The organism is Cupriavidus sp. JZ107 (genome assembly GCF_053903255.1).
The window spans coordinates 2,403,124-2,421,637 of sequence record NZ_CP096481.1; the positions used below are offsets into that span (position 1 = coordinate 2,403,124).

At 68.9% G+C, this 18,514-nt stretch carries 15 protein-coding genes; 7 read left to right on the forward strand and 8 right to left on the reverse strand.

Annotation, left to right across the window (positions count from 1 at the left end):
* Positions 1–66: 66 nt before the first annotated feature.
* The 3 genes from M1D55_RS20555 to M1D55_RS20565 all read right to left on the reverse strand — a co-directional run bounded on the left by M1D55_RS20555 (position 67) and on the right by M1D55_RS20565 (position 5,631).
* Positions 67–1,050 (reverse strand): tripartite tricarboxylate transporter substrate binding protein, encoded by a 984-nt coding sequence (locus M1D55_RS20555; protein ID WP_064573746.1) that lies wholly within the window; start codon positions 1,048–1,050, stop codon positions 67–69.
* A gap of 177 nt (positions 1,051–1,227) precedes the next feature.
* The gene (locus tag M1D55_RS20560; RefSeq protein ID WP_064573016.1) at positions 1,228–4,395 is read right to left on the reverse strand and encodes an FAD-binding and (Fe-S)-binding domain-containing protein; all 3,168 of its coding nucleotides are present in this window, start codon (positions 4,393–4,395) and stop codon (positions 1,228–1,230) included.
* A gap of 15 nt (positions 4,396–4,410) precedes the next feature.
* Positions 4,411–5,631 carry a pyridoxal-phosphate-dependent aminotransferase family protein gene (locus M1D55_RS20565; RefSeq protein ID WP_064573014.1) on the reverse strand — a complete coding sequence of 407 codons (1,221 nt, stop codon included), beginning with the start codon at positions 5,629–5,631 and terminating at the stop codon, positions 4,411–4,413.
* A 186-nt stretch (positions 5,632–5,817) separates the two neighbouring features.
* On the opposite strand from M1D55_RS20565, the gene M1D55_RS20570 reads away from it, so the two are divergent.
* The 6 genes from M1D55_RS20570 (at position 5,818) to M1D55_RS20595 (ending at position 12,452) form a co-directional block, all read left to right on the forward strand.
* Positions 5,818–6,579, forward strand: coding sequence for a GntR family transcriptional regulator (locus M1D55_RS20570; RefSeq protein ID WP_006578958.1), 762 nt, complete (start codon positions 5,818–5,820; stop codon positions 6,577–6,579).
* 352 nt (positions 6,580–6,931) lie between these two features.
* Complete coding sequence (locus tag M1D55_RS20575; RefSeq protein WP_232204748.1) at positions 6,932–8,512, forward strand: ABC transporter ATP-binding protein; 1,581 nt, start codon at positions 6,932–6,934, stop codon at positions 8,510–8,512.
* Positions 8,505–9,611, forward strand: a complete 1,107-nt coding sequence (locus M1D55_RS20580; RefSeq protein WP_456281708.1) for an ABC transporter permease — start codon at positions 8,505–8,507, stop codon at positions 9,609–9,611. Before M1D55_RS20575 ends, M1D55_RS20580 begins: the two co-directional genes overlap by 8 nt.
* Positions 9,612–9,637: 26 nt before the next feature.
* Positions 9,638–10,558, forward strand: coding sequence for an ABC transporter permease (locus M1D55_RS20585; protein WP_232204750.1), 921 nt, complete (start codon positions 9,638–9,640; stop codon positions 10,556–10,558).
* 75 nt (positions 10,559–10,633) lie between these two features.
* Positions 10,634–11,782: a BMP family ABC transporter substrate-binding protein gene (locus tag M1D55_RS20590; RefSeq protein ID WP_006579826.1), complete on the forward strand. Its 1,149-nt coding sequence runs from the start codon at positions 10,634–10,636 to the stop codon at positions 11,780–11,782.
* Between the two features lie 376 nt (positions 11,783–12,158).
* On the forward strand, positions 12,159–12,452 hold the full coding sequence (locus tag M1D55_RS20595; RefSeq protein ID WP_006579827.1) for a YkvA family protein: 294 nt from the start codon (positions 12,159–12,161) through the stop codon (positions 12,450–12,452).
* Positions 12,453–12,521: 69 nt separating this feature from the next.
* On the opposite strand, the gene M1D55_RS20600 is transcribed toward M1D55_RS20595, so the two are convergent.
* Genes M1D55_RS20600 through M1D55_RS20615 form a run of 4 tightly spaced genes read right to left on the reverse strand, consistent with a single transcriptional unit; the run spans position 12,522 to position 15,752 of the window.
* Positions 12,522–13,496, reverse strand: a complete 975-nt coding sequence (locus M1D55_RS20600) for a quinone oxidoreductase family protein (protein WP_456281709.1) — start codon at positions 13,494–13,496, stop codon at positions 12,522–12,524.
* A 57-nt stretch (positions 13,497–13,553) separates the two neighbouring features.
* The gene (locus tag M1D55_RS20605) at positions 13,554–13,970 is read right to left on the reverse strand and encodes a methylglyoxal synthase (protein ID WP_064573008.1); all 417 of its coding nucleotides are present in this window, start codon (positions 13,968–13,970) and stop codon (positions 13,554–13,556) included.
* 8 nt (positions 13,971–13,978) lie between these two features.
* Entirely contained in the window at positions 13,979–14,767 is a 789-nt protein-coding gene (locus tag M1D55_RS20610) for an SDR family oxidoreductase (RefSeq protein ID WP_023263585.1), read from the reverse strand.
* A gap of 43 nt (positions 14,768–14,810) precedes the next feature.
* Positions 14,811–15,752 (reverse strand): DMT family transporter, encoded by a 942-nt coding sequence (locus tag M1D55_RS20615; protein WP_006577222.1) that lies wholly within the window; start codon positions 15,750–15,752, stop codon positions 14,811–14,813.
* 337 nt (positions 15,753–16,089) lie between these two features.
* Here M1D55_RS20615 and upp point away from each other — a divergent pair, with 337 nt between their 5' ends.
* Positions 16,090–16,740, forward strand: a complete 651-nt coding sequence (gene upp / locus M1D55_RS20620; RefSeq protein ID WP_006577223.1) for a uracil phosphoribosyltransferase — start codon at positions 16,090–16,092, stop codon at positions 16,738–16,740.
* 223 nt (positions 16,741–16,963) lie between these two features.
* Here the strand turns inward: upp and M1D55_RS20625 are convergent, their stop codons facing one another.
* Positions 16,964–18,508, reverse strand: coding sequence for a helicase HerA-like C-terminal domain-containing protein (locus M1D55_RS20625; RefSeq protein ID WP_064573005.1), 1,545 nt, complete (start codon positions 18,506–18,508; stop codon positions 16,964–16,966).
* Between the last annotated feature and the right edge of the window lie 6 nt (positions 18,509–18,514).

Here is an 18,514-nt window from a genome sequence, read left to right on the forward strand (position 1 = left end):
AAGCTCTCCCAGTCGGTGCGCGCGGCGGCCCGCGTCGAGCCGGCCGCGCGTCATTGCGGTGCCGGCTCAGCGCGCGGCCATGAAGCCCGCTTCCTTCAGGATGTCGCGGTGCGCGTTCTCGTCCTTGACGAGGAAGTCCTCGAGCGCCTTGCCGGCGACGAATTCGCTCTTCAGCGCATTGCGCTCGAGGTACTCCTTCCACTCCGGCGTGGCGACGATCTTGCGCATCAGCTCGACGTAGTACTTCTGCTGATCGGGCGTGATGCCGCCGGGCATCATGAACACGCGCAGCATCTGGTACTGGACGTCGAGCCCCTGCTCCTTGCAGGTCGGCACGTCGCGCCAGCTCTGCGACTGGGTGACCTTGGCGGTGTAGCCCATCCGTTCGGGCGCGAACACGCACAGCGCGCGGTGCTCGCCGGCACGCCACTGGCCGATCGATTCGGACGGGTTGTTGACGTTCGCGTCGATATGCTTGCCAGACAGCTGCGTGGCCGCCTCGCCGCCGCCCTTGTACGGCACGTAGATGAACTTCGCGCCGGTCTTCTTCTGGATCAGCGTGGTGATGATCTGGTCCTCGCGCTTGGAGCTGGTGCCGCCCATCTTGACCTTGCCGGCGCCGGCCTTGGCGCCCTCGACGAACTCGGCGACGGTCTTGTACGGTGCCTCGGCATTGGTCCACAGCACGAACTCGTCCTGCGCGACCATCGCGATCGGCGTCAGGTCGCGCCAGCTGAACGGCAGGTGGCTGACCATCGGCACCGTGTACAGCGCCGACGATGTCACCAGCAGCTTGTGCGCATTGCCCTGCGACGCCTTGGTGTCCATCAGGCCCTCGGCGCCGCTGGCGCCGGCCTTGTTGACCACGATCACCGGCTGGTTCATCAGCTTGTGCTTGGCGATGATGCTCTGGATCGAGCGCGCCATCTGGTCGGACGCGCCGCCCGCGCTGAACGGCACGACGATCTCGACCGGCTTGGTCGGCTCCCATGCCCATGCCGCGGCCGGCGCGCCGCCGATCGCGAGCGCGGCCGCGCCGAACGCCAGCATCGAACGCTTGCCCTGCTTGCTGTGCTTGCTTTGCATTGCCTGTCTCCTCGTTGGAATGTCACATCGGTCCGCCGCGTGCCGGCCGTCGAGCGGCCTTGTGCGGTCTGTGCGGCGGACTGGTTTGCGGCCGGCACGGCAACGGTGCCGGCCTGTCCTCCCTGTATTGCTACCCCCTCGCTAGTCCGTCACCGCCGCCCCTGCGCGCGCCGTCAACGCCGCGGCCAGCACGCGCGCCACGTGCCAGGCCTGCGCGTGGGCACCGTCAAGGATCTGATGGCGGCAGCTGGTGCCGTCGGCGACGACGATGGCGTCGTCCGCGCGGGCACGCACCGCCGGCAGCAGCGACAGCTCTGCCATCGCCACCGACGCCTCGTAGTGCTCGGCCTCGTAGCCGAAGCTGCCGGCCATGCCGCAGCACGAGGACTGGATCGGCGTGACCTTCAGCTCGGGAATCCAGCCCAGCACCGTCTGCACCGGCGTGAACGCGTCGAAGGCCTTCTGGTGGCAGTGGCCATGCACCAGCGCCTCGCGCTGCGGCAGCGGCTGCAGCGCCAGCCGCTTCAGGCTCAGGCGCCCCGCCTGGCGCTCGCGCACCAGGAACTCTTCGAACAGGAAGGCGCCGGCGGCCAGCCGCGCCGCCTCGTCGCCATAGCCGTAGCCGAGGAATTCGTCGCGCAGCGACAGCAGGCAAGACGGCTCGAGCCCGACGATCGGCACGCCGCGCGTGACGAACGGCTGCACCGCGTCGAGCAGCCGCCGCGCCTCCTGCCGCGCCTGCTCGACCAGGCCCGCGGCGAGAAAGGTGCGGCCGCAGCAGAGCGGACGCTCGCCCGGCCGCATCAGCGGATGCACGGTGTAGCCGGCGGCTTCGAGCACCGCCTGCGCGGCGCGCGCGTTCTCGGGCTCCATGTGGTTGTTAAAGGTGTCGACGAACAGCACCACTTCCCGCTGTCCCCCGGCGGCCGCATCGACAGATGAATCGCCAAACGAAACGGCCACGGAAGCGGTGTCCGTCGCAGCGCCGGCGCCGGCAGTGGCCGGGGTGGCATCGCCGCGGCCGGCACGCGCAATCGTCGACAGAAACGAACGCTGCCAGCGCGGCAGGCTGCGCTGCGGCGCGAAGCCCAGCGCCCGCTTGGTCCAGTCCGACAGCAGCGGAATCCGCTCGGCCAGCGCCATCAGGCCGGGCATGCGGCTCGCCAACGGCGCATAGCGCGGCATGAAGGCCACCAGCCGATCGCGCAGCGTCAGCCCATGACGCTGCGCCCACGCATGGCGCGCCTCGATCTTGAGCCGCGCCATGTCGACGCCGGTCGGACAGTCGCGCTTGCAGCCCTTGCACGACACGCACAGGTCGAGCACTGCCTTGACGTCCTCGCTGGCCAGTCCTGCCTCGCCGAGCTGGCCCGACACCGCGAGCCGCAGCGTGTTGGCGCGGCCGCGCGTGACATGCTGCTCGTCGCGCGTGACGCGGTAGCTCGGGCACATGGTGCCGGCGTCGAACTTGCGGCAGTGGCCGTTGTTGTTGCACATCTCGACCGCGGCGGCGAGCCCGCCGGTGCGATCGCCGCCGCTGCCCGGCGGCGTTTCCTCGCCGCTCAGCGGATCGCGGCTGACGTTCCAGGCCGACCAGTCGAGCGCCGGCTGCAGCGGCAGCCGCTGGTAGCCGGGCGGAAAGCGGAACAGCTCGCGCGTGTCCATCTTCGGCGGCCGCACGATCTTGTCCGGGTTGAAGCGGTTGTCCGGATCGAACAGCGCCTTGATCTCGCCGAAGGCGGCATGGATGCGTGGGCCGTATTGCCAGGCCACCCATTCGCCGCGGCACAGGCCGTCGCCGTGCTCGCCCGAATAGGCGCCCTTGTACTCGCGCACCAGCGCGGCGGCCTCCTCGGCAATCGCGCGCATCTTCTGCGCGCCGTCGCGGCGCATGTCCAGGATCGGCCGCACGTGCAGCGTGCCGACGCTGGCGTGCGCATACCAGGTGCCCTCGGTGCCGTGGCGATGGAACACCTCGGTCAGCCGGCGCGTGTACTCGGCCAGATGCGGCAGCGGCACCGCGCAGTCTTCGATGAAGGAGACCGGCTTGCCGTCGCCCTTCATGCTCATCATGATGTTCAGGCCCGCCTTGCGCACTTCCCACAGCGCCTTCTGCGCGCCGGCGTCCGGCATCTTGACCACCGAACCGGGCAGGCCGAGGTCGCCCATCAGCTCGTCGAGCGCATCGAGGTCGGCGCGCAGCGCGGCGGCATCCTCGCCGGCGAACTCGACCAGCAGGATCGCCTGCGGCTCGCCGCGCAGCGCCGACGCGATGACCGGGCGGAAGGCCGGGTTGGCCATCGACAGGTCGATCATCGTGCGGTCGACCAGCTCGACCGCGACCGGCGCCAGCCCGACGATATGCTGGGTCATTTCCATCGCCTGGTAGAAGGTCGGGAAATTGACCACGCCCAGCACCTTGTGCGTCGGCAGCGGCGCGAGCTTCAGCGTGATCTGCCGGCTGTAGGCCAGCGTGCCTTCCGAGCCGACCAGCAGATGCGACAGGTTGGCATGACCGTCGTCGGTATAGGCGCGCGGATTCTGGCAGTCGAACAGATCGATGTTGTAGCCGGCGACCCGGCGCAGCACCTTGGGCATGCGCTCGGCGATCTCGTCTCGCTCGCGCGTGGCGATCGCGCGCAGGCGCTCGAGCATCGCCAGCACGCGTGCATCGGCCGGCGGCTGCGCCAGCGAACCGAAATGGCATTGCGCCCCGTCGGCCAGCACCGCGTCGATCGCCAGCACGTTGTGGACCATGTTGCCGTAGGCCAGCGAGCGCGAACCGCAGGAGTTGTTGCCCGCCATGCCGCCGATCGTGCATTGCGCGCCGGTCGAGACATCGACCGGGAACCACAGCCCATGCGGCTTGAGCCAGGCGTTCAGGTGGTCGAGCACGATGCCCGGTTCCACCGTCACCGTGGCCGCGACCGGATCGAAGTCGACCACCTGGTTCAGCCACTTGCTGTTGTCGATCACCAGCGCCTCGCCGACGGTCTGGCCGCACTGGCTGGTGCCGGCGCCGCGCGCCAGCACCGGCGCATGGGCATCGCGGGCGATCTCCAGCGCCAGCAGCAGGTCACGCTGGTCGCGCGGCACCACCACGCCGACCGGCATGATCTGGTAGATCGACGCGTCGGTCGCATAGCGGCCGCGGCTGGCGCAGTCGAACAGCACGTCGCCGCGCAGCTCGCGCCGCAACCGTGTGGCCAGCGGCGAGCCGGGGCCGCCTTCGGCGCGGACGAAGTGCAGCGGCTTGACGATCGGCGAGGCAGCCAATGAAGGGGCCAACGGCGTGGACAGATCCGTCATCGCAGCTCCATCCGCTCAGGCAGCGGCCTTCAGCACCGGGGTGTCGGCATGGGAGGTCAGGTACTCCATCGCCGCCGCGACGCCACTGCCCTGCAGCGGCACGCCCGACAGCTTCAGCCCCATCTCGCAGCCCGACAGCGTCGCCATCAGCGTCAGGTCGTTGCAATCGCCGAGATGGCCGATGCGGAACATCTTGCCGCGCATCTTGCCGAGCGCCTGGCCCAGCGACATGTTGAAGCGTTCGTAGATGCGCTTGCGGACCGCGTCGGCGTCGACGCCGTCGGGCATCATCACGCCGGTCAGCACCGGGCTGTAGACCGCCGGATCGGCGCACTGGATCTCCAGGCCCCAGGCGCGCACCGCGCGGCGCGTCGCCTCGCCGAGGCGCTGGTGGCGCGCGAACACGTTGTCCAGCCCCTCCTCCAGGATCATGTCGAGCGCCTCGGACAGGCCGTACAGCAGGTTGGTGTTCGGCGTGTACGGCCAGTAGCCGTTCTTGTTGGACTCGATGATCTCGTCCCAGCGCCAGAAGCTGCGCGGCATGCGCGCCTCCTTGCTGGCCGCGATGGCCTTCGGCGACAGCGCGTTGAAGCTGATGCCCGGCGGCAGCATCAGGCCCTTCTGCGAGCCCGACACCGTCACGTCCACGCCCCACTCGTCATGCCGGTAGTCGGCCGAGGCCAGGCCCGAGATCGTATCGACCATCAATAGCGCCGGATGGCCCGCCGCATCGATCGCGCGGCGCACCGCGGCGATGTCGGAGGTCACGCCGGTCGAGGTCTCGTTGTGCACCACGCAGACCGCGCGGATCCGATGGCCGCTGTCCTCGCGCAGCCGCGCCTCGATCATGTCGGCCTGCACGCCGCGGCGCCATCCCTCGATGCCGGGCAGGCCGAGGAATTCCGGCTGCAGGCCGAGCGACTCGGCCATCGACTTCCACAGCGTGGCGAAATGCCCGGTCTCGTACATCAGCACGGTGTCGCCCGGGCTCGTGGTGTTCGACAGCGCGGCCTCCCAGGCGCCGGTGCCCGAGGCCGGGTAGATGATCACCGGGTGCTCGGTCTTGAAGATCTTGCGGATGTCCGCCAGCACCTTGCGCCCGAGCGCCCCGAATTCCGGCCCGCGATGGTCGATGGTCGGATAGCTGATCGCACGCAGGATGCGATCCGGTACCGGACTCGGTCCCGGAATCTGCAGGAAATGGCGGCCGGCGGGGTGAAAGTCGAGCGAGATCATGGGACTGGTGCCTCCTTGTTGAATTTTGAATTCAAAATACTGTAGCAGCCGAGGTCGGCCAGCCCAAGCGGAAATTGCCCCGGAAGCGCGCTCGTTTACCCGGATTGCCGGCGCCACGCGGGCTGCAGGACAGTTGCCGGCGACTCTGCGCTAGAATGGCCGGGACATCACGGATAAGGACTTTGAATGCAAAATTCCGCCGAAGGGGAACCGCTGCCCGACAGCGGCGCCACCCCGCTGCTGCCCCGGCTGGAGCGCCAGCGCCTGCACGACACCGTGGTCGAGCACCTGCGCAAGTTCATCACCGAGGGCGTGCTCAAGCCCGGCATGAAGCTCAACGAGCGCGAACTGTGCGAGACGCTGGGGATTTCGCGCACGCCGCTGCGCGAGGCGTTCAAGGTGCTGGCCGCCGAGAACCTGATCGAGATCTCGCCGAACCGCGGCGCCAGCGTGTCGCGGATGACCGAGGCCGAGATCTGGGAGACCTTCGAACTGATGGCCGGACTCGAAGCGTTTGCCGGCGAACTGGCCTGCGAGCGCATCACGCCGGCCGAGCTGGCGCAGATCAAGGCGCTGCACTACGCGATGCTGGCCTGCCGCGCGCAGAACGACCTGTCGGGCTACTACAGCCGCAATCAGGAGATCCACGACCGCATCAACGCGGCCGCGCGCAATGGCGTGCTGCGCCAGACCTATCTGTCGATCAACCGCCGGCTCAAGGCGCTGCGCTTCCGCTCCAACCAGCAGACCCAGAAATGGGACCGCGCGGTGCAGGACCACGAGGCCATGATCCAGGCGCTGGAAGCGCGCGACGGCAAACGGCTCGCCGCGATCCTGCGCCAGCATCTGCTGGAGAAGCGCGAGGCGGTGATGCAGGGCTCGCTGGCCGCGGAGCGCGCCGGCAGCGAGGCGGGCGAGAACACCGGGGCTTCGGCCTCCGCTGCCTGAGCGCCCCAGACAGCCCTTCGAGGGCCCGCGTTCGCCGGGCCTTCCCCCTTTCTTCTCTTTCCCCGCCGCGCATCCGGCATGCGACTTGCAACCGTCCGCCATCCGTTGCGGGACCTGCAGCGGCGGTCACGGCGGCCGTTGCGAGACCCGCGCACTTATATAATCCCGACCTGATAACAGGCATTACGCTTCCGTGATGACGCGGCCAGGCGCCCCGGCCATGCTGGCCTTCGCCTTGCCGCTGTTCACTGCTGATCGCTGCCGCCGTGCCGTGGCGCCGCTTCCCCGCGGTCTGCCCCGGTGCCGCGCAGTGCCGACGGACGAAGCTGCCACGACAACCAGAGCCGCCTCAGTGACATCCAATTCCACCCCCAGGCTGGCGCTTGCCCATATCGTCAAGCGCTATCCCGGCGTGACCGCCAACGACGACGTCTCGCTGACCGTCGCTCCCGGCGAAATCCATGCCGTGCTCGGCGAGAACGGCGCCGGCAAGTCGACCCTGATGAAAATCATCTTCGGCGCGGTCAAGCCAGACGCCGGCCACATGCACTTCAACGGCGCGCCGGTCGTCATCGACAGTCCGCACGACGCCCGCGACCTGGGCATCGCGATGGTGTTCCAGCATTTCTCGCTGTTCGACACGCTGACCGTGACCGAGAACATTGCGCTGGGGCTGCCGGCCGCGCAGCGCGGCGGCACCTCGATGAAGGCGCTGGCCGCACGGATCCGCGAGACGGCCGCGCGCTACGGCCTGCCGCTCGAGCCCGAGCGCCATGTGCATACGCTGTCGGTCGGCGAGCGGCAGCGCGTCGAGATCGTCCGCGCGCTGCTGGCGCGGCCGCAATTGCTGATCCTCGACGAGCCGACTTCGGTGCTGACGCCGCAGGCGGTGCAGACGCTGTTCGTCACGCTGCGCCAGCTCGCCGACGAAGGCACCAGCATCCTCTACATCAGCCACAAGCTCGACGAGATCCGCGCGCTGTGCCATCGCGCCACCGTGATGCGGATGGGCCGGGTTACCGGCCTGTGCGACCCGCGCCAGGAAAGCGCGGCCTCGCTGTCGCGCATGATGATCGGCGGCGAGCCGCCGCGCGAGGCGCGCGTGGCCACGCCGCGCGGGGCGCTGCGGCTGTCGGTGCGCGCGCTGTCGCTGCCGCGCGCGCATGCGTTCGCCACCGCGCTCGAGGACATCTCGCTCGAGCTGCATGCCGGCGAGATCGTCGGCATCGCGGGCGTCTCCGGCAACGGCCAGCAGGAATTGCTGGCGGCGCTGTCGGGCGAGGACACGCGCGCCGCGCGCGACGCGATCGCGCTCGACGGCAAACCGGTCGGCCGGCTCGATGCGCGCGCCCGTCGGCGCGCGGGGCTGGCCTTCGTGCCCGAGGAGCGGCTGGGCCGCGGCGCGGTGCCCGGCATGAGCCTGGCCGACAATACGCTGCTGTCGCACCAGGACCCGCCCTATGTGCGGCGCGGGCTGGTGTCGCCGAAGGCGGCGGCCGGGCTCGCCGCCGCGATCATCCAGCGCTTTCGCGTCAAGGCCGGCGGCCCCGACGCACTGGCGCGCAGCCTGTCCGGCGGCAACCTGCAGAAGTTCATCGTCGGCCGCGAGATCGAGAGCGGCCCCGGCGTGCTGATCGTCGCGCAGCCGACCTGGGGCGTCGACGTCGGCGCCGCCGCGCAGATCCACAACGAGCTGCTGGCGCTGAAGGCGACCGGCTGCGCGATCCTGGTCGTATCGGAGGAGCTCGACGAGCTGTTCGCGATCTGCGACCGGCTGCACGTGATCGCCAAGGGGCGGCTGTCGCCGTCGATCCCGGTCGAGGATGCCACGCGAGAACAGATCGGCCTGTGGATGAGCGGGCTGTGGCAAGGCGGACCCGGCGGCCAGGACGAAGGCCGGCATGACGTCGCGGAGGCGCGCGCCCATGGCTAAATCGCTCGGCTTCGCCTTCCCCGTTTCGCTGGCCCCGCGCGGCCTGCCGTCGCGCCCGATGGCCTATGCCTCGCCGGTGATCGCGCTGGCGCTGACGCTGGCCTTCGGCGCGCTGCTGTTCGTGCTGCTCGGCAAGGACCCGATGGCCGCGCTGAAGGTCTTCCTGGTCGATCCGGTCAAGGACAAGCGCGCGCTCGGCGAGGTGCTGCTCAAGACCGTGCCGCTGGTGCTGTGCGCGCTGGGGCTGTCGGTCTGCTACCGGGCCAACGTCTGGAACATCGGCGCCGAGGGCCAGCTGATCCTCGGCGGCATCTTCGCCGCGGCGACGGTGCTGTGGTTCGACGTGCCCGGCCATGCGGTCAGCGGCGTCGCGGTGCTGGTGCTCGCTTCGCTCGCCGGCATCGCCGGCGGCATGCTGTGGGCCGGCATCACGGCGCTGCTGCGCGACCGCTTCAACGCCAACGAGATCCTGGTCTCGCTGATGCTGACGTACATCGCGCAGCAGCTGATCCTCTACGTGGTCAACGGGCCGCTGAAGGATCCGCAGGGCATGAATTTCCCGCAGTCCAGGGTGTTCTCGTCGGAGCTCCTGCTGCCCAACCTGATGTCCGGCTCGCGGCTGCACGCGGGCTTCGCCGTGATGCTGGTGCTGGTGGCGGTGATGACGGTGTTCCTGTTCCGCAGCTTCGCCGGCTACCGGCTGCAGGTCGGCGGCACCGCGCCGTCGGCCGCGCGCTACGCAGGCTTCTCGGCGCGCGCCTCGCTGTGGATGGCGCTGCTGATCTCCGGCGGCTTCGCCGGGCTCGCGGGCGCGTTCGAAGTGGTGGGACCGATCGGCCAGCTGCTGCCGTCGATCTCGCCGGGCTACGGCTTTACCGCGATCATCGTCGCCTTCGTCGGCCGGCTGCATCCGGTCGGCGCGGTGTTCGGCGGCATCGTGATGTCGCTGTTCTATATCGGCGGCGAGATGGCGCAATCGCGCCTGGGCCTGCCGTCGGCCATCGGCTGGGTGTTCCAGGGAATGCTGCTGTTCTTCCTGCTCGCCTGCGACAGCCTGATCGACCACCGCCTGCGCTGGCGCGCGGCGGCCGCCCGCTGATCCGGCGGCTCTACCGATATCCGCTCATGGAACAATTCGCTCCCCTTGTCGCCACCGCGATCAATGCCGGCACGCCCCTGCTGCTTGCCGCGCTCGGCCTCTTGATCAACGAACGCGCCGGCGTGCTGAACCTCGGCGCCGAAGGCATGATGCTGGTCGCCGCGGTGTTCGGCTTCATGGTCGGCTACCAGACCCAGTCGCCGCTGCTCGGCTTCGTCGCCGGCGCGCTGGCCGGCATGGCGATGGCCACGCTGTTCGCGTGGCTGGCGCTGGTGCTGGCCACCAACCAGGTCGCCACGGGCCTCGCGCTGTCGATCTTCGGCACCGGCCTGTCGGCCTTCATGGGCCAGCGCTTCGTCGGCCATGCAATGCCCGCGCAGGGCAGCAAGGTGCCGGTGCTGGGCGACCTGCCCTTCGTCGGCCCGGCCTTGTTCCAGCATCACTGGATGGTCTATGCCAGCGTGCTGCTGTGCCTGGCCATCATGTGGTTCCTGTTCCGCACGCGCGCCGGGCTGACGCTGCGCGCGATCGGCGAATCGCCCGAGTCGGCGCACGCGCTCGGCTATCCGGTGCGCTGGATCCGCTTCGCCGCGCTGCTGTTCGGCGGCGGCTGCTGCGGTCTGGCCGGCGCCTATCTGTCGCTGGTCTATACGCCGATGTGGGTCGAGAACCTGGTCGCCGGGCGCGGCTGGATCGCGCTGGCGCTGACCACCTTCGCCACCTGGCGGCCCGGCCGCGTGCTGGTCGGCGCCTGGCTGTTCGGCGGCGTAACGATCCTGCAGTTCTACCTGCAGGGCATCGGCGTGTCCGCGCCGTCGCAGATCCTGTCGATGCTGCCGTACGCGGCCACCATCGTCGTGCTGGCGCTGATCTCGCGCAATCCGGCGTGGATCCGCCTCAATATGCCCGCGTCGCTGGGACGGCCATTCCGCCCCGGCAACGCCTGACCCATTTCCCGCAAGCGTTTTCCAGCAAGAGCCAACGCGCGTGTCCATTCGCGCATTCAACACAAGGAGAAATCGATGATCGTCACGCGCAGGAAGTCCCTCGCGACGCTGGCCGCCACCACGCTGCTGGCGGTCGCCACGCTGGCCGGCTGCGGCAAGAAGGAGGCCGAGCAGCCCGCACCGGGCGCGGCTTCCGCACCGGCCGCCGGCCAGGCGGGCGAGCCGCTGAAGGTCGCCTTCGTCTATATCGGACCGGTCGGCGACGCCGGCTGGACCTATGCGCACGACCGCGGCCGCAAGGCGGTCGAGGAGAAATTTGGCGACAAGGTCAAGACCACCTATGTCGAGAACATCCCCGAATCGGCCGCCGATGCCGAGCGCGTGTTCCGCGACCTGGCCAGCCAGGGCAACAAGCTGATCTTCGGCACCACCTTCGGCTACATGGAATCGATGCTGAAGGTCGCCAAGGAATTTCCGGACGTCCGCTTCGAGCATGCGACCGGCTTCAAGACCGCGGAGAACGTCGCCCAGTACGACGTGCGCACCTATGAGGGCGCGTACCTGGCCGGCGTGGTCGCGGGCAAGATGAGCAAGACCGGCAAGATGGGCGTGGTCGCGTCGGTGCCGATCCCGGAGGTGATCCGCAACATCGACTCGTTCGCGCTCGGCGCGCGCAGCGTCAATCCGAACGCGACCGTCAAGGTGGTCTGGGTCAACAAGTGGTTCGATCCGGGCAAGGAGCGCGAGGCCGCGACCACGCTGATCGGCCAGGGCGTCGACATGCTGATGCAGAACACCGACTCCGCCGCCGTGGTGCAGACCGCGCAGGAAAAGGGCGTGCACGCATTCGGCTGGGACAGCGACATGAGCAAGTTCGGTCCCAAGGCCCATCTGGCGGCGTCGGTGATCTCGTGGGGCGTCTACTACAACAAGGTGGTCGGCGACGTGCTCAGCGGCACCTGGACCAACGGCACCACCTGGTGGGGCCTGAAGGAGAACATGATCGACCTGACCGGCTTCAACGCCGATGTGCCGGAGGACGTCAAGGCGCTGGTCGCCGAGCGCCGCCGCGGCATCATCGAGGGCAGCGCGCCGATCTGGAAGGGCCCGATCAAGGACAACACCGGCAAGGAACAGCTCGCCGAGGGCCAGGTGGCCGACGACAAGTTCCTGCACGGCATCAAGTTCTATGTCGAGGGTGTGGAGGGGCAGATTCCGGGTTGATCGGGACGCTCTGCTGCCGACGTCTGACCTCTGCCGCTTGTTTGCTCCCTCTCCCGCCAGGCGGGAGAGGGGTCGGGGGAGAGGGCAAGCGGCGCGGGCACTGGTTGCTGACGTACGCAATTCGACCGTCCCTTCCCTCTCCCCCAGCCCCTCTGCCGCAAGCGGGAGAGGGGAGCAAACCCGCCCTTCGGCAAACCCTCCCTTCGGCGATCCCTGCCTTCCGCAGACCCTCCCTTCCGCAGACCCTCCCCTCCTGCTTTAAGTCTTTCGCCACATCCGCCCCCGGGAACTTGAACCGCGGCGAACCGGCCCAAGCTATCCTGTTGTCGTGCCGCGCATTTCGAGCCGCGGGTGCACAGTGTGAAGGAGGCCTCTCATGTGGAAACGATTCTCGGCGCTTTGGACGCTCGCGCGGCGCGATGGGCGCCTGCTCTGGCATGCGCTGCGGCATCCGGACGCGCCCGGCTGGCTCAAGCCGGCGGTGATCGGCGTGGTGCTGTACGCGCTGTCGCCGATCGACCTGATCCCGGACGTGGTGGCGGGACTGGGCATCGTCGATGACCTGGTGTTGATCCCGCTGGCCGTACACCTGATCCTGAAGCGCCTGCCACCGCACATCCTGCGGCAAGCGCAGATGCGCACGCAGTCGACCACGGTCAGGCCGCACTGACCTCGCAGGAACAAAAAACAAAGGGCGCCACTGAACTGGCGCCCTTTTTCGTTGCAACTAGCGACGAGCTTACGGAATCAGCACGGTCGAGCCGGTGGTTTTGCGCGCCTCCAGCTCGCGATGCGCCTGCGCGACCTCGGACAGCGGATAGCGCTGGCGGATCTCGATCCTGACCTTGCCGCTGCGCACGATGTCGAACAGCTCGGCCGCCATCGGCTCGAGCAGCTCGCGCTGCGTCACATAGGTCATGATGGTCGGCCGCGTCAGCTTCAGCGAGCCCTTGGCGCCCAGCACCGAGATATCGACCGGCGGCACCGGACCCGAAGCATTGCCGAAGCTGACCATGGTGCCGCGCGGCGCCAGGCAGTCCAGCGAATCGTTGAAGGTGTCCTTGCCGATCGAGTCGTAGACCACGGCCACGCCCTTGCCGCCCGTGATCTCCTTGACGCGGTCCAGGAACGACTCGCGCGTATAGACGACGGTATGGTCGCAACCATGCTCGCGCGCCAGCGCGGCCTTGTCGTCGTTGCCGACGGTGCCGATCACGGTGGCGCCCAGCGCCTTCAGCCATTGCGACGCGATCAGGCCGATGCCGCCGGCGGCGGCGTGCAGCAGCACGGTGTCGCCCGGCTGCACGCGGTAGGTGTCGCGCACCAGGTACTGGACGGTCATGCCCTGCAGCATCATCGCGGCGGCCTGCTCGAACGAGATATCGTCCGGCAGCTTGACGACGATATCGGCCGGCATCACGCGGACCTGCGCATAGGCGCCGGTGGGACGCCCGGCATAGGCGACGCGATCGCCCTCGCGCAGATGCGTGACGCCCGGCCCGACCGCCTCGACCACGCCGGCGCCTTCCATGCCGATCCCGCCGGGCAGCGGCTGCTTGTAGAGCCCGGTACGGAAATAGACGTCGATGTAGTTCAGGCCGACCGCCTCCTGCCGGATGCGGATCTCGCCCGGGCCGGGCTCGCCGACCTCGACGTCGACCCACTGCATCACTTCAGGACCGCCGTTCTCGAAGATGCGGATGGCTTTGCTCATGGTTCGGTTCTCCTTGGGGATGATCGGATGGAAGCGCCGCGGCGATGCCGCACCGGCTCAGGCCGCCGGCGCCTCGGCGCGCCGCCGCATCTCGGCGATCAGCATGTCGGCGGTCGCCACATTGGTCGCGCACGGCACGTCGTGCACGTCGCAGGCGCGCACCAGCGCGTTGATATCGGGCTCGTGCGGCTGCGGCGTCATCGGGTCGCGCAGGAAGATCACCGCGGCAACCCGGCCCTCGGCCAGCTGCGCGCCGATCTGCAGGTCGCCGCCCCACGGGCCCGACAGCATGCGCGTGACGGACAGCCCGACCTCGTCGATCAGCCGGCCGCCGGTGGTGCCGGTGGCCAGCAGCTCGCAATGCACGAGGAAGTCGCGGTGACGGCGGGCGAAGGCGACGATATCGTCCTTCTTGCGGTCGTGCGCGATCAGCGCGATGCGCGGCGGAACCGCGGCGACAGGGATGGTCGTCATGCGCGCGCTCAGAAGGTGCCGGGGTAGGCGCCGCCGTCCAGCAGGATGTTCTGCGCGGTGATGTAGGCCGCCTGCTTGCTGCACAGGAAGGCGCAGGTTGCGCCGAACTCGGCCGGGTCGCCGAAGCGGCGCGACGGGTTCTGCGCGGCGCGCCGCTGCGCGACCTCGTCGACGGTCAGGTTGGCCTTCTTCGCCGCGCCTTCCATCGTCTTGTACAGCCGGTCGGTATTGAACGGCCCCGGCAGCAGGTTGTTGATGGTCACGCCGTGCTGGGCGACCTCGCGCGCCACGCCGGCGACAAAGCCCGTCAGGCCCGAACGCGCGCCGTTGGACAGGCCCAGCACATCGATCGGCGCCTTGACCGCGCCGCTGGTGATGTTGATGATGCGGCCCCACTTGCGCGCGATCATGCCGTCGACGGTGGCCTTGATCAGCTCGATCGGCGTCAGCATGTTGGCGTCGAGCGCGGCGATCCAGTCCTCGCGGTTCCAGTCGCGGAAGTTGCCCGGCGGCGGACCGCCGGCGTTGTTGACCAGGATGTCGAGGTCGCCGAGCTTGGCCGCGGCGTCGAGCGCCTGCTGACGGCCTTCCGGCGTCGTGATGTCGGTCGCCACCGCGATCACGCGGCGGCCATGGCGCGCGCGCAGGTCGGCGGCGGCCTTGTCCAGCGCCTCGGCGCCGCGCGCGACGATCACCACATCGACGCCCTCGGCGGCCAGCGCATCGGCGCAGGCAAAGCCCAGGCCCTTGCTCGCGCCGCACACCAGCGCATGCTTGCCTCGCAGTCCGAAATCCATGCTCCCTTCTCCTTGATTCGCTAGTTTGTATTCACGCCTGTGTTCAAGCCCGCGCGGCCTTGCCGCGCGACAGCAGATAGATGCCGCCCATCACCAGCGCGCTGCCGGCCAGCTGCACCACGGTGATCGGCTCGCCCAGCAGCCAGAAGCCGAGGAACAGCGTCGACACCGGACCGATCATGCCCGCCTGCGAGGCCATCGGCGCGCCGATGCGCGCGACCGCCATCATCGTCAGCGACACTGGCAACACGGTGCAGAACACCGCGTTGATCACGGACAGCCACATCACCGGCGCCGGCTGCAGCAGTTCGCCCCAGGGGCGTCCCAGCACCAGATATTGCACCACGCAGCAGGCGGTCGACACGCACATCGCATAGGCGACCAGCCGCAGCGAGCCGATGCGCGCCACCAGCTCGCCGCTGGCGATCAGATACACCGCGTAGCTCAGCGCGCTGCCGAGCACCAGCGCGGCGCCAAGCCACACCTGGCTGCCGCTGACGTCGAGGTCGTGCGCGAGCACCAGCACGATGCCGGCATAGGCCAGCAGCAGCGAGATCCATTGCTGGCGGCTGATATGGCGCTTGAAGCCGAAGGCGGTCGCCAGCACGACGAAGGACGGCGTCAGGAACAGGATCAGCCGCTCCAGCCCTGCGGTGATGTACTGCAGGCCGAGGAAATCGAGAAAGCTCGACAGGTAGTAGCCGATGAAGCCGAGCATCAGCACGCGGGCGCGGTCGCTCCACGACAGCGGCGGCAGCCGCATCGACTGCCACCAGCCGATCGCCATGAACAGCGGCACCGCGAACAGCATGCGCAGCGTGATCACCATCACGGCGTCCACGTTGTAGCGGTACATCAGCTTGGCGACGATGGCCTTGCCGGAGAACAGCACCGCGCCGATCGCGGCGACGGCAAGCCCGGTGCGCTGCCGCGCGCCGGCGGAAGCGCTGGCGGGGCTGGCGAGGGATTTCTGGGAAGCGGGCACGGGTATGGTGCAAACGGCCTGTCCGCGCACGGCCGCCGACAGGCGGGCGCGGCAAGGCATGACATCGGGAAATGTTTGGGATTGCCGCCCGACAATGCCGCCGGACAGACGCGAGGATTGTATGTCAAAAGGCGCAAAGGCATCGGATGGCGGCCATGTCGTCCCCGCGCAGGCGGGGACCCAGCGTCTTGATCGCCGCCAGGGCGCAAAGTCACTGGGTCCCCGCTTGCGCGGGGACGACATGGAGTCGATCCATTACAATCCCGCACCAACGGCCTGCCGACCGAACCCCGCGCCCGATCCAGGCCCCCTCCTTCCCGCCCTGCCGCTACCCGCCATGAAGCAAGATCCGCGTTTCCCCAATCTGTTCATCCTCGACCACCCGCTGATCCAGCACAAGCTGTCGCACATGCGCGACCGCGACACGTCGACGCGGACCTTTCGCGAGCTGCTGCGGGAGATCACGCTGCTGATGGGTTACGAGATCACGCGCAGCCTGCCGCTGACCACGCGCCATATCGACACGCCGCTGGTCAGCATGGATGCGCCGGTGATCGCCGGCAAGAAGCTGACCATCGTGCCGGTGCTGCGCGCCGGTGTCGGCATGAGCGACGGCCTGGTCGAGCTGATCCCGTCGGCGCGGATCGGCCATATCGGCGTCTATCGCGACGAGCATCATCGTCCGGTCGAATACCTGGTGCGGCTGCCCGACCTGGAGGACCGCAGCTTCATCCTGTGCGATCCGATGGTCGCCACCGGCTATTCGGCGGCGCATGCGGTCGATGTGCTCAAGCGCCGCGGCGTCAAGGACGAGGCGATCACGTTCGTCGCGCTGGTGGCGGCGCCCGAAGGCGTCGAGGTCTTCCAGAAGGCCCACCCGAACGTCAAGCTGTACGTGGCCTCGCTCGACAGCCATCTGGACGAGCACGCGTATATCGTGCCGGGGCTGGGGGATGCGGGAGACCGGTTGTTCGGTACCAAGAACTGAGGCGGAGGGGTTGGGGCGGCGCCTTTGCCCTCTCCCCAACCCTCTCCCGCAAGCGGGAGAGGGAGCCACCCCACAGATGTTGAAGCGCCGCCGGTTTTTTCTTCCCTGCGTCACGCGAGCGGAACAGGGCAGTCCGTTCCACGAACATCGAAGCGCCGCCCGGTTTTCTCTCCCCTCTCCCGCTTGCGGGAGAGGGGCCGGGGGAGAGGGCAAACGTCCCTCGCTACCGGCGCTTGCGCCCCGATCCCAGCAGGCTGCCGAGCACGCCGCGGATCAGTTCGCGGCCGACCTGCGAGCCCATGGTGCGCGCCGCCGACTTGGCCATCGATTCGAGGATCGAATCGCCGCGGCCGCTCTTGCCGGTGCCGCGCGTCAGTCCGCCGAACAGATCGCCGGCCTCGTCGAGCCAGCCGCGATCGCCGGCCTGCTGCTGCGCGGGCTCGCTTCCTGCCTGCCCGCCGTTCCGCGCACCAGCCTGCGCATCCGCGTCCTGCACGGCCCTGCCCTTGAGCCGCTCGTAGGCCGATTCCCGGTCGACCGCCTTCTCGTAGGTCCCCGCCACCAGCGACGACGCCAGCAGCTGCTTGCGCTCGGCCTCGTCGATCGGACCGATGCGGCTGCCCGGCGCCAGCACCCAGGCGCGCTGCGTGATGCCGGGCGTGCCCTTGGCGTCGAGCAGCGAGATCAGCGCCTCGCCGACCGCCAGCTCGCCGATCGCCTTCTCCACATCGAGCTCGGGATTGGCGCGCATCGTCGTGGCGGCCACCTTGACCGCCTTCTGGTCGCGCGGCGTGAACGCGCGCAGCGCATGCTGGACGCGGTTGCCGAGCTGCCCCAGCACGGTGTCCGGAATATCGATCGGATTCTGCGTGACGAAGTACACGCCGACGCCCTTCGAACGGATCAGCCGCACCACCTGCTCGATCTTCTCGAGCAGCGCCTTCGGCGCGTCGTTGAACAGCAGATGGGCCTCGTCGAAGAAGAACACCAGCTTCGGCTTGTCGAGGTCGCCGGCCTCGGGCAGCTTCTCGAACAGCTCGGACAGCAGCCACAGCAGGAAGGTCGCGTACAGCCTCGGTGCGTGCAGCAGCTTGTCCGCGGCCAGGATATTGACCATGCCCAGGCCCTTGTCGGTCTGCATGAAGTCGTCCAGGTTCAGCATCGGCTCGCCGAAGAACACGTCGGCGCCCTGCGATTCGAGCGCGACCAGGCCGCGCTGGATCGCGCCGATCGACGCGGCCGAGATATTGCCGTACTCGGTGGTGAACTGCGACGCGTTGTCGCCGACGTACTGCAGCATCGCGCGCAGGTCCTTGGCGTCGAGCAGCAGCAGGCCGTTGGCATCGGCGATGCGGAACACCAGGTTCAGCACGCCCTGCTGGGTGTCGTTGAGCTCGAGCATGCGCGACAGCAGCAGCGGGCCCATGTCCGACACGGTGGCGCGCACCGGATGGCCCTTCTCGCCGAACACGTCCCACAGCGTGGTCGGGCAGGCGCCCCAGACCGGCTCGGGCAGGCCGAGGTCGGCCAGCCGCTTGCCGAGCTTGTCGGACAGCTGGCCCGGCTGCGAGATGCCGGTCAGGTCGCCCTTGACGTCGGCCATGAAGACCGGCACGCCGAGCCGCGAGAAGCCCTGCGCCAGCGTTTGCAGCGTCACGGTCTTGCCGGTGCCGGTGGCGCCGGTGATCAGGCCGTGGCGATTGCCCATCTGCGGCAGCAGGGCCAGTTCGTGCTGGGCGTTCTTGGCGATAACGATGGGGTCGGCCATGCTGGG

Excerpts from the sequence above, each read along its gene's own strand:
- M1D55_RS20610 (WP_023263585.1), bottom strand. The coding sequence starts at position 14,767 with ATGGATTTCGGACTGCGAGGCAAGCATGCGCTGGTGTGCGGCGCGAGC.
- M1D55_RS20605 (WP_064573008.1), bottom strand. The coding sequence starts at position 13,970 with ATGACGACCATCCCTGTCGCCGCGGTTCCGCCGCGCATCGCGCTGATC.
- M1D55_RS20625 (WP_064573005.1), bottom strand. The coding sequence starts at position 18,508 with ATGGCCGACCCCATCGTTATCGCCAAGAACGCCCAGCACGAACTGGCC.
- M1D55_RS20560 (WP_064573016.1), bottom strand. The coding sequence starts at position 4,395 with ATGACGGATCTGTCCACGCCGTTGGCCCCTTCATTGGCTGCCTCGCCG.
- M1D55_RS20600 (WP_456281709.1), bottom strand. The coding sequence starts at position 13,496 with ATGAGCAAAGCCATCCGCATCTTCGAGAACGGCGGTCCTGAAGTGATG.
- M1D55_RS20555 (WP_064573746.1), bottom strand. The coding sequence starts at position 1,050 with ATGCTGGCGTTCGGCGCGGCCGCGCTCGCGATCGGCGGCGCGCCGGCC.
- M1D55_RS20585 (WP_232204750.1), top strand. The coding sequence starts at position 9,638 with ATGGAACAATTCGCTCCCCTTGTCGCCACCGCGATCAATGCCGGCACG.
- M1D55_RS20580 (WP_456281708.1), top strand. The coding sequence starts at position 8,505 with ATGGCTAAATCGCTCGGCTTCGCCTTCCCCGTTTCGCTGGCCCCGCGC.
- M1D55_RS20595 (WP_006579827.1), top strand. The coding sequence starts at position 12,159 with ATGTGGAAACGATTCTCGGCGCTTTGGACGCTCGCGCGGCGCGATGGG.
- M1D55_RS20565 (WP_064573014.1), bottom strand. The coding sequence starts at position 5,631 with ATGATCTCGCTCGACTTTCACCCCGCCGGCCGCCATTTCCTGCAGATT.
- M1D55_RS20570 (WP_006578958.1), top strand. The coding sequence starts at position 5,818 with ATGCAAAATTCCGCCGAAGGGGAACCGCTGCCCGACAGCGGCGCCACC.
- M1D55_RS20590 (WP_006579826.1), top strand. The coding sequence starts at position 10,634 with ATGATCGTCACGCGCAGGAAGTCCCTCGCGACGCTGGCCGCCACCACG.
- upp (WP_006577223.1), top strand. The coding sequence starts at position 16,090 with ATGAAGCAAGATCCGCGTTTCCCCAATCTGTTCATCCTCGACCACCCG.